The 9,364-nt window shown below is 66.0% G+C and carries 11 protein-coding genes; 4 read left to right on the top strand and 7 right to left on the bottom strand.

The genetic code is table 11. From position 1 onward, the window contains the following. Nucleotides 1–77: 77 nt before the first annotated feature. The 3 genes from BKY26_RS08720 to hpt form a co-directional block, all read right to left on the bottom strand. Nucleotides 78–968, bottom strand: a complete 891-nt coding sequence (locus BKY26_RS08720) for a c-type cytochrome (RefSeq protein WP_071690014.1) — start codon at nt 966–968, stop codon at nt 78–80. 60 nt (nt 969–1,028) lie between these two features. Next, nucleotides 1,029–1,514, bottom strand: coding sequence for a c-type cytochrome (locus BKY26_RS08715; RefSeq protein WP_071690013.1), 486 nt, complete (start codon nt 1,512–1,514; stop codon nt 1,029–1,031). 177 nt (nt 1,515–1,691) lie between these two features. After that, complete coding sequence (gene hpt, locus BKY26_RS08710; protein ID WP_071690012.1) at nt 1,692–2,234, bottom strand: hypoxanthine phosphoribosyltransferase; 543 nt, start codon at nt 2,232–2,234, stop codon at nt 1,692–1,694. Nucleotides 2,235–2,329: 95 nt separating this feature from the next. Between hpt and BKY26_RS08705 the strand changes: the two genes are divergently transcribed. The 3 genes from BKY26_RS08705 to BKY26_RS08695 are packed head-to-tail and all read left to right on the top strand — an operon-like array spanning nt 2,330 to nt 5,232. Then, nucleotides 2,330–2,791 (top strand): type II toxin-antitoxin system RatA family toxin, encoded by a 462-nt coding sequence (locus BKY26_RS08705; RefSeq protein ID WP_071690011.1) that lies wholly within the window; start codon nt 2,330–2,332, stop codon nt 2,789–2,791. Between the two features lie 8 nt (nt 2,792–2,799). After that, nucleotides 2,800–3,867, top strand: coding sequence for an NAD(P)H-dependent flavin oxidoreductase (locus tag BKY26_RS08700; protein WP_071690010.1), 1,068 nt, complete (start codon nt 2,800–2,802; stop codon nt 3,865–3,867). A gap of 60 nt (nt 3,868–3,927) precedes the next feature. Continuing rightward, the gene (locus tag BKY26_RS08695) at nt 3,928–5,232 is read left to right on the top strand and encodes an MmgE/PrpD family protein (RefSeq protein WP_071690009.1); all 1,305 of its coding nucleotides are present in this window, start codon (nt 3,928–3,930) and stop codon (nt 5,230–5,232) included. Between the two features lie 13 nt (nt 5,233–5,245). On the opposite strand, the gene BKY26_RS08690 is transcribed toward BKY26_RS08695, so the two are convergent. The 4 genes from BKY26_RS08690 to BKY26_RS08675 all read right to left on the bottom strand — a co-directional run bounded on the left by BKY26_RS08690 (nt 5,246) and on the right by BKY26_RS08675 (nt 8,738). Then, complete coding sequence (locus BKY26_RS08690; RefSeq protein ID WP_071690008.1) at nt 5,246–6,436, bottom strand: ammonium transporter; 1,191 nt, start codon at nt 6,434–6,436, stop codon at nt 5,246–5,248. Between the two features lie 114 nt (nt 6,437–6,550). Next, nucleotides 6,551–7,075 (bottom strand): CinA family protein, encoded by a 525-nt coding sequence (locus BKY26_RS08685; RefSeq protein ID WP_083431374.1) that lies wholly within the window; start codon nt 7,073–7,075, stop codon nt 6,551–6,553. Next, entirely contained in the window at nt 7,075–7,566 is a 492-nt protein-coding gene (locus BKY26_RS08680; RefSeq protein WP_071690007.1) for a phosphatidylglycerophosphatase A family protein, read from the bottom strand. Before BKY26_RS08680 ends, BKY26_RS08685 begins: the two co-directional genes overlap by 1 nt. Next, the gene (locus BKY26_RS08675; protein WP_071690006.1) at nt 7,563–8,738 is read right to left on the bottom strand and encodes a bifunctional 2-C-methyl-D-erythritol 4-phosphate cytidylyltransferase/2-C-methyl-D-erythritol 2,4-cyclodiphosphate synthase; all 1,176 of its coding nucleotides are present in this window, start codon (nt 8,736–8,738) and stop codon (nt 7,563–7,565) included. Before BKY26_RS08675 ends, BKY26_RS08680 begins: the two co-directional genes overlap by 4 nt. Nucleotides 8,739–8,907: 169 nt before the next feature. Here BKY26_RS08675 and BKY26_RS08670 point away from each other — a divergent pair. Then, on the top strand, nt 8,908–9,364 hold a 457-nt coding region (locus tag BKY26_RS08670), incomplete at its 3' end, for a tRNA dihydrouridine synthase (RefSeq protein WP_193600177.1).

The following is a 9,364-nucleotide window of genomic DNA, read 5'->3' as shown; positions in this document are numbered from 1 at the left end:
AATACAGCCGCCGCTGCAATCGGTTGTCGCGGGCGCTCAGCCCGGCGCAGCAGGCAGAGGCGCGGGCGATGATGGGCTCACTCTAAGGCGGGAAGCGCCTGAAGATAGGCGGCAATGGCCGCGCGGTCGGCGTCGGGCAGGTGGGCCATGTTCAGGATCACCTCGGCCATCTCGCCGCCCGCGCTGTCGAACTCGGGCGTGAACCCGTCGCGCAGGTAATTGGCGATGTCAGAGGCCGACCAGGTCAGCGCGGCGGGCGTGATGTTAGGAATGCGCCCCTCGCCAGAGGGGTTGGGCGCGCCCGCCAGCCAATTGGCATAATCCAGCCCGCCAAGCGCATTGCGCGGCGTATGGCATTCGCCGCAATGGCCGAGCGATTCCACCAGATAGCGCCCGCGCATGACCTCAGGCGGCAGGTCATCGCCCTGCATCACCCAGTCATCCGAGGCAAAGAGCAGCTTCCAGCCGCCAAGCGACCTGCGGATTGAAAACGGAAAGCCCACATCATGATCGCGCGACGGCGTGGCGTCGGCGGGCAGGGTCTGCATGAAGGCCCAGAGATCTTGCAGGTCGGTCATCCCGGCCCGCGCATAGGTGGTATAGGGGAAGGCCGGGTAGTAATGCTGTCCCTCGGGGCTGACCCCGTTCATGACGGCGGACAGGAACTCTGCCTCGGACCATCCGCCGATTCCGTGATCGGGGTCCATGGAGATATTGGGGGCGTAGAACGTGCCGAAATCCGACGGGAAGGCGCGCCCCCCGGACATGATCAGACGCGCGTCGCCCTCTGCGTCCTCGGCTGCGTGGCAGGATGCACAGCCAGCGGCCCAGAAGACCAGCTCTCCGTGTTCTGCATCCCCGTCTCGCTCGGGAATATCCGATGCGGCCAGTGGCTGCGGGGCGCTCAGATACCACCCGGCGGCGGCGCCCAGAATGGCGAGAATGACGATAAACCGAAGAAATCGCATGGGAAAATGGCCTTTCATCGGGACGGCAATGCGGAATTGCGATGCCGTCCCGGGACGAGCTTAGTCGTCGGACTGACGGAAGTTCCGGTGGCAGCTGCCACAAGACCCGCCAAGCGGGCCGATGGCTGCCTGCAGCGCCTCCAGCCCGTTGCCGGCTGCGTCGGCCATGCCGCTTGCAGCCGCGCCATAAGCCATCCATTCTTCACCGAAGCCACCCATATCTTCCCAGATCGCGGGAAGGGCGCGGGTGGCATCGCCAAGCGCGGCATTGTCGGACCCGGCGGGCCAGGTCGGACGTCCATCGACGCCCGCCATCGCAGCCAGGTTGTTGGCGGCGGTCTGCGCGGCTTCGGCGTCATAGTCGATATTGCCGCGGGCCATGCCGCCAAGCACGCCGATATTGAAGGCGAGGATCTGCATATAGCCCTGACGCGCCGCGATATGGCTGGCATAAGGATTGTCGCCATGGCCCGCGCCCTGAACCGTGGCGGCCAGCGGCAAAGTCAGCGCCGCGGCGGCGAGAAGTGATTTGGAAAAGATACGCATGGGAACTCCCTGATGAATACGTGCGGTGCCAAGCAGCATCGCGGCATCAGACGCTGTCACGCAAGCCCCTCACTCCCACCTCACGCGGGTGTGATCCGCACAGGGTCTGTGCGAAAATGCAGAGTTGCCATGTGCGTGATTGCACTGTCGGGGGGGGGGAGGTGACCTGCAGCCCCCTCACTCCTCCGTAAACCGGACCTTGCCGATATGGCCGAGATTGCGGTTGTTCTGGGCGAAGTCGATGCCGTAGCCCACCACGAATTCATCGGGAATCTCAAACCCGGTCCAGGTGGCTTTCACGTCCACCTCGCGGCGCGAGGGTTTGTCTAGCAGCGCGATGGTTTCCAGGCGCTTGGGGTGGCGGCTTTCCAGCAGGTGCAGCACGTGGTTCAGCGTGTGGCCGGTGTCGACGATATCCTCCACCACCAGCACGTCGCGGCCCTCGATCTCACCGCGGATATCCTTGAGAATACGCACCTCGCGGCTGCTTTCCATGCCGCTGCCATAGGACGACGTTTCCAGGAAATCGACCTCAACGGGCAGGTTCAGTTCCCGCACCAGATCGGCGATGAAGACGAAGCTGCCGCGCAACAGCCCCACGACCACCAGCTTGTCGGTGCCCGCGAAGGCGCGTTCAATCTCTCGCGCCAGTTCCTCGATCCGTGCCGCGATGGCCTTGGCCGAGATCATCTTGTCCACTACGTAAGGTTTCTGCGCCATATCGCCCCTTTTGGGCGGCAAAACCGCCCCTGTCCCTTGAATTCCCGCAGGAACTTTAGGACATGGAGCACACCCGAGGAAACCGGAAAAGACGCATGCCAAGCCACGCCGAGACCCGTCTGCTGCCATATAGCGCAGCCCAGATGTATGATCTGGTGGCCGATGTGGCGCGATACCCGCAGTTCATCCCGTGGATCATGGGCGCGCGGGTGCGTTCGGTGACGCCGGTTGAGGGCGGCGAGGTGATGCTGGCCGATCTGGTTGTGGGCTTCAAGATGTTCCGCGAACGGTTCGGGTCCCGCGTGACGCTGCGCCCGGAGCTGAGCGAGATCGACACCGAATATATCGAGGGGCCGTTCAAGCACCTGATCTCGCATTGGCGGTTTCGGGACGTGCCCGAGGGCGGTTGCGAGGTCAGTTTCGATGTGGATTTCGAGTTCAAGAGCAAGCTCTTGCAAGGGGCGGCGGGGCTCTTCTTTCACGAGGCGATGATGCGGATCGTGCAGGCCTTCGAGGACCGCGCGAAGGTGCTTTACGGACAGGGTGCGCCCGGCTAGCGTCGGGTATGGCCTGGCATGACACACCGCTGACGCGGGCGCTCAACATAGACTATCCGATCATTCAGGCCCCGATGGCGGGCGCGACGACGCCTGCCATGGCGGCGGCTGCGGCCAATGCGGGGGCCATGGGCTCGCTCGGTTGTGCGATGATGGGGGCCGAGGCGATGGCGCAGGAACTGCGCGCGGCGCAGGCCGGGACCAATCGCAGCCTCAACGTGAACTTCTTCGTGCATGACCGGCCGGTGCCCGACGAGGATCTGAATGCCGAGGTCGCGGCACGTCTGGCCCCCTGGTATGACCGGTTGGGCGCGGGCGCGGTGAAGGCCCCCGTCGATGCAATCCCCATGTTTGACGAGGCCCTGTGCGAGGCGGTGATTGCCTGTGGACCGACGGTGGCCTCCTTCCATTTCGGCCTGCCGAATATGGCGCTGGTTACGCAGCTGAAGGCGGCAGGCATCCTGATCCTGTCCTCGGCGACATCGGCGGCAGAGGCCCGCTGGCTGGAAGATCACGGCGCCGACATCATCGTCGCTCAGGGCGCGGAGGCGGGGGGCCATAACGGCTGGTTCCTGCCGCGCAAGGGGGCGGACCTGACGGGAACGCTGGCGCTGGTGCCGCGTGTCGTCGATGCGGTCAGCGTGCCGGTGGTGGCGGCAGGCGGCATCGCCGACGGGCGTGGCGTGGCGGCGGCGCTGATGCTTGGCGCGGCGGGCGTGCAGGTGGGCACGGCCTTTCTCGCCACGCCCGAATGCGCCAGCCCCGAGGTGCACAAACAGTCGGTGATCGCCGCGACGGGCGACGACACCATGGCCACGCGCGCCTATTCCGGGCGTCTGGCGCGCGGGATCGCGAACGACTTCTCGCGCGAAATGGCGGCGCATGCGGACTGGCCCGACTTTCCGCTGATGAACGCGGCGACGGGGCCGATCCGCGCGGCCTCGGCCAAGGCGGGGCTGCCCGATGCGGTGGCGCTGTGGTCGGGGCAGGGGGCGGGGCTGGTGCGGGCTGAAACCACCTCGCAGGTTGTCTCCCGGATGGTGGCGGAAACCGAGGCCGCCTTGGCGCGGGTCTGACGCGGGCGCTTTACCTTGCGGGCGCCCCTGCTACTCTGCCCCGAAAACGGCGGAGCCCCCATGACCAAGACCTCCTTCACCGATGCCCTGGCTGCCTTCGCGGCGGCCCCCCTCGCGGGGGCGGAGAGCACGCACGCGGTTCTGCGGCTGTCCCTTCTCGACTGGTGCGCGGTGGCCCTCGCCGGGCGGCAGGAGCCGGTGGCGCAGGTCCTGCGTGCGCTGGCAGCGGAGGAGGGCGGGGTGCCGCAGGCCCATGCCATCGGCATGGACTCCCTTGTCCCCGCCCGCATGGCAGCGCTGGTTAATGGCACGCTCTCCCATGCGCTGGACTATGACGACACCCATTTCGCCCATATCGGCCACCCCTCGGTTGCCGTCATCCCGGCGGCGCTGGCCATGGGGGAACGGGTGGGCGCAGGCGGAGCGGCGCTGCAGGAGGCGGCGCTTGTGGGGGTCGAAGCTTCGGTGCGCGTGGGCGTCTGGCTGGGGCGCGGGCATTACCAGGCGGGGTTTCATCAGACCGCCACGGCGGGCGCGTTCGGGGCCGGGCTGGCGGCGGGGCGGCTTCTGGGGCTCTCGGCCGGGCAGCTTGCCGATGTGGTTGGCCTTCTGGGCACCCGCGCCTCGGGGCTGAAATCGCAGTTCGGGACCATGGGCAAGCCCTTCAACGCCGGGATCGCGGCGGCAAACGGGGTGGAGGCGGCGCTATTGGTGTCGAAGGGCTTCGACCCGCGCCGGGCCGGGCTGGAGGATGCGCAGGGCTTCGGCCCCACCCATCATGGGGCGGGCGACATGGGCGCGCTTGAGGGGCTTGGGCAAAGCTGGCTCTTCGAGCAGGTCAGCCACAAGTTCCACGCCTGCTGCCACGGGCTGCACGCGGCGCTGGAGGCGGTCGCGGAGCTGTTGCCTTTAGACCCTGACGGGATCACGGCGATCGAGGTGACCACCCACCCGCGCTGGCTGACCGTGTGCAACATCGCATCGCCCGCCACCGGGCTGGAGGCGAAGTTTTCCTATGCGCAGGTGATGGCGCTGGCGGCGCTCGGCCATGACACCGCGCGGCTCGACACGTTCACCGATGCGCTGGCCCGTGATCCGCAGGTGATGGCGCTGAGGCAAAAGGTGCGCGTCATCCGGGACGAGACCCTGCCCGAAACCGCCGCTCGTGTCCGCCTGACGCTGAACGGCGGCACGCGCGAGGCCAGTCATGACCTGCTGACCCCGCTGCCCCTGACCACCCGCGCGGCGAAGGTCAGGGCCAAGGCCGAGGCGTTGCTTGGTCAGGACAAGGTCCGCGACCTTCACGATCTGATAGAAAAAAGCGCCGCGCCGGGAGAGATCGGCGCGACGCTTTGCAAGCTGTGACCCGTCCGTCAGGTCAGCTCGACATGTCGTAGGCGCGTTCGCCGTGAACCGTCAGGTCGAGCCCGTTGGTCTCGGTTTCCGCATCGACGCGCAGCGGCGTGATGGCCTTGACCACATAGATCAGCACCAGCGTCACCACGACCGTGTAGACCCCCACCACGACCAACGAGCCAAGCTGCGCCGCCCAGGCCCCAGGCACGAAGACCGCGATCATGATCGTGCCGAAGATGCCGCCCACGCCGTGCACGGCGAAAACATCGAGCGTGTCGTCGATCTTTGCCTTGTTGCGGATGAAATTCACCGCTTCCTGGCAGAGGATGCCCGCGATGGCCCCGATGATCAGCGCGGGCAGCGGCCCGACGAAGCCAGAGGCGGGGGTGATCGAGGCCAGACCCGCGATGGTGCCGGTCACGACGCCCACAAGGCTGACCTTGCCGTATTTGATCTTCTCCCACAGGCCCCAGGTCAGCGAGGCGGTGGCGGCGGAAATATGCGTTACGGTCAGGGCCATGGCTGCGCCCCCGTCGGCCGCCAGCTGCGAGCCGCCGTTGAAGCCGAACCAGCCCACCCACAGCATCGCGGCACCGATCATCACGTAGCCGGGATTGTGCGGCGGCGTGGTCGTGTGGCGGCGCGGGCCGAGGAAGAAGGCGATCATCAGCGCGGCGATCCCGGCGGTTTCATGCACCACGATCCCGCCCGCGAAATCACGCACCGCCGTGCCGAAGAGCGGCGCGACATCGTCGTTGCCCGCCAGCAGCCCGCCGCCCCAGACCCAGTGCACGACCGGCGCATAGCACAGCAGCATCCAGAGCGAGGAGAACAGAAGCACGAAGCCGAAGCCCACCCGTTCCACATAGGCGCCCACGATCAGCGCGGGGGTGATGATGGCGAAGGTCATCTGGAAGGCGAAGAACAGAACCTCGGGCAATGTGCCCGACAGGCTGTCGGCGGTGACGCCCGACAGGAACACCCGGTCAAGCCCGCCCCAGAAGGCATTGCCCGACCCGCCGAAGGCGATGGAATAGCCGAGCGCCAGCCACAGGATGCTCATCAGGCAGGCGATGGCATAGCAATGCAGGAACACGCTCAGCACATTGCGCGCCCGCACGAGGCCCCCGTAGAAAAGCGCCAGCCCCGGCAATGTCATGAATAGAACCAGCGCCGTGGCGACGATGATCCATGCTGTATCTGCACCGTTCATGGTGATCTGTCCCTTCGCATGCTTGTTTTTTCAGCGGTTGAGCGCCGAAAAGCGGGAGGCGGGCAGATAAATAAAGAGGCAAGGGGCGTTTGAAGCGATCAAACAGGGGGCAATTCAGAAACTGCGTAAATCTTGGGCGTTCCCACGGCGGTTTGCCTCAGTGTCATGCGCATCCTGTCTGATGCTTGTCAGGATCATTCCCAGAGCATGATCCACCGCCGCCGCGCGGACCTGATCGCGGCCAAGCGCGCCAAACTCGACGGTTTCGGTGCGAAGGCCATTCTCCCAGGCCAGGCCGAAGCAGACGCGGCCCTCTGGCTTGTGCTCGGACCCTCCGGGGCCCGCGATGCCAGTGATCGAAATGGCAATTGTGGCTTGTGAATTGGCAAAAGCCCCCGCCGCCATTTCATGCGCCACATTCTCGGACACCGCGCCATGTTCGCGCAGCGTGTCGGGGCTGACACCCAGCATCTGCACCTTGGCGCGGTTGGTATAGGTCACGAAAGCCCGGTCGAAAATGTCGGAAGACCCCGCCACGCTGGTGATCGCGCCCGCAACCAGCCCGCCGGTGCAGCTTTCGGCCGTCGCGATAACGTGATGGCCCGCGCGGGCCTCTTCCAGCAGGGTCCGGGCCAGCATCACAGCCGCCCCGGCAGATGTGCCACGACTGCCAGCACCGCGACCACCATCATGGCAAGGCCACCGGCGATGGCATCGTCCAGCATCACCCCAAGCGCATCACCGCGCCGGTCGGCAAGGCCCACGGGGCCGGGCTTCCAGATGTCGAAAAGCCGGAAGGCGAGAAAGGCGGTCAGCACACCGGGCCAGAGCGCAAAGAAATCCGCCCCCGCCATCATCGCGCCGTAGGAGACCGGCCAGAGCGCCAGGAACATGCCCAGAACCTCGTCGATCACGATCTCGGAGGGGTCCTTGTCGGCACTGTCCCGCGTCACTTCATTCGTGGCCCACCAACCGGCAACGGCCACGATCAGCGTGCCCGCTGCAAGGGCGACAAAGCCGCCAAGCTGGTGCAGCAGATAGGCAAGCGGGATGGCGGCAAGGCTGCCCCAGGTGCCGGGGGCGGGGCGCAGCAGGCCCACATAGAAAACGGTGGCGATAAGGCGGTTCATGATTTCACCAATGTGACAGTGGCCATGGCGGCGATGCCCTCTTCGCGGCCCGTGAAGCCGAGCCGTTCGGTCGTGGTCGCCTTCACGGAAACGCGCGCCGGGTCGATGCGCAAAAGCTCCGCCAGCCGGGCGCGCATGGCGGCGGCATGGGGGCCGATCTTGGGCCGTTCGCACAGGAAGGTCAGGTCGGCATTGCTGATCGCAAAGCCCTTTTCTGATGCCAGATCAACGGCATGGGTCAGGAAGATATGGCTTTCCGCGCCCTTCCACTGCGGGTCGGAGGGCGGGAAATGGGTGCCGATATCGCCCTCGGCCAGCGCGCCATAGATCGCGTCGGTCACGGTGTGCAGGCCCACATCGGCATCGGAATGGCCCTGAAGCCCGCGCCCATGGGGGATTTTCACACCACAGAGCCAGACATGATCGCCGGGTCCGAACCGGTGCACGTCGAACCCGTTGCCGGTGCGAATGTCGATCATGGCTCGGGCCTCCAGCAGCCGCTCGGCCCGGGCGAAATCCTCGGGCCTTGTCAGTTTCAGATTGTCTTCGTCGCCCGGCGTGATGGCAATGTCCAGCCCATGGGCGAGCGCGACCTCCACGTCATCGGCAGCGCCGCCGTGATGGGCGGCATGGGCGGCGCGGATCGCGGCGAGGTGAAAGCCCTGCGGGGTCTGCGCCCGGAAAAGCCCGTCGCGGGCGCGGATCGCCTGAACGGTGCTGTCACCCTGCCACAGCGCATCGACGACCGGTAGGCCGGGCGCCGCGCCGGGATGGGTGGCAAGTGCCTCGATCACCCCGCCGATCAGCTCGGCACTGACAAGGGGCCGGGCGGCGTCATGAATCAGCACATAGTCCACCCCGTCCGGCACAGCAGACAGCCCCGCGCGGACCGACGCATCGCGCGTCGCTCCGCCGACCGTTGTGATGACCGATTGATCAAGCGGCGCAAGCGCTGCGGCCAGTAGGCCCGAGTCGTCTTGGTGATGGACGACGACAAGATCCCGGATAATTGGATTCGCGGCCAAAGCCATGAGCGTCCGCGTCAGAACAGCCTTGCCCTTGAGCGCTTGATATTGCTTGGGAATATCGCCACCTGCCCGCAGGCCACGGCCTGCCGCGACGACAAGCGCGGCGACGCGGGGGGCTTGGGGGATCGGGGCGCGTTTGGTCATGGCGTTCTGATAGGGTGAAAGCGCGGCTGGCACAATGTCGCTGAATTTCCCGCCTCAAGCGCCCAAAAAATGGGCAATGCTTGCGTAGCCCCTGTTTTCCGCCGCGAAACTTTTGCAACCACCGGGGAAACCCCCTACATCGAGGGGTGACTGCTCAAGGATTAAGCAATTGGCCATTTTGCTGGCAGAAAAGCCCCTCAATCCCCCGGTCTTTCTGGCTCCCTTGGCCGGAATCACCGATCTGCCGTTTCGCAACCTGGTGTCGGGCTTCGGCGCGGGCCTTGTGGTGTCGGAAATGGTGGCCAGCCAGGAGATGGTCGAGGCCAAGGCCAGTGTCCGCGCGCGGGCGGAATTGGGCTTCGGGCTGGAGAACACCGCCGTACAGCTGGCAGGACGCGAGGCGCATTGGATGGCCGAGGCGGCGCGTTTGGCTGAAGGGCAGGGCGCGCGGATCATCGACATCAACATGGGCTGTCCCGCCAAGAAGGTCGTGAACGGCTATTCCGGCTCGGCCCTGATGAAAGACCTCGACCATGCGCTGACATTGATCGAGGCGGTGGTGGGCGCGGTTTCGGTGCCAGTCACGCTGAAAACGCGGCTTGGCTGGGACGATGATCTGCTGAACG

Origin of the sequence: Nioella sediminis, assembly GCF_001879695.1 — a bacterium.
GTDB lineage: Bacteria > Pseudomonadota > Alphaproteobacteria > Rhodobacterales > Rhodobacteraceae > Nioella > Nioella sediminis.
Note: the sequence above shows the minus strand (reverse complement) of the source record. Positions and strands in the feature narration are given on the sequence as shown.

Coding starts and splice junctions, on each gene's coding strand:
- BKY26_RS08705 (WP_071690011.1), top strand. CDS start 2,330: ATGCCAAGCCACGCCGAGACCCGTCTGCTGCCATATAGCGCAGCCCAG.
- BKY26_RS08715 (WP_071690013.1), bottom strand. CDS start 1,514: ATGCGTATCTTTTCCAAATCACTTCTCGCCGCCGCGGCGCTGACTTTG.
- BKY26_RS08680 (WP_071690007.1), bottom strand. CDS start 7,566: ATGAACCGCCTTATCGCCACCGTTTTCTATGTGGGCCTGCTGCGCCCC.
- BKY26_RS08690 (WP_071690008.1), bottom strand. CDS start 6,436: ATGAACGGTGCAGATACAGCATGGATCATCGTCGCCACGGCGCTGGTT.
- BKY26_RS08700 (WP_071690010.1), top strand. CDS start 2,800: ATGGCCTGGCATGACACACCGCTGACGCGGGCGCTCAACATAGACTAT.
- hpt (WP_071690012.1), bottom strand. CDS start 2,234: ATGGCGCAGAAACCTTACGTAGTGGACAAGATGATCTCGGCCAAGGCC.
- BKY26_RS08720 (WP_071690014.1), bottom strand. CDS start 968: ATGCGATTTCTTCGGTTTATCGTCATTCTCGCCATTCTGGGCGCCGCC.
- BKY26_RS08685 (WP_083431374.1), bottom strand. CDS start 7,075: ATGCTGGCCCGGACCCTGCTGGAAGAGGCCCGCGCGGGCCATCACGTT.
- BKY26_RS08675 (WP_071690006.1), bottom strand. CDS start 8,738: ATGACCAAACGCGCCCCGATCCCCCAAGCCCCCCGCGTCGCCGCGCTT.
- BKY26_RS08695 (WP_071690009.1), top strand. CDS start 3,928: ATGACCAAGACCTCCTTCACCGATGCCCTGGCTGCCTTCGCGGCGGCC.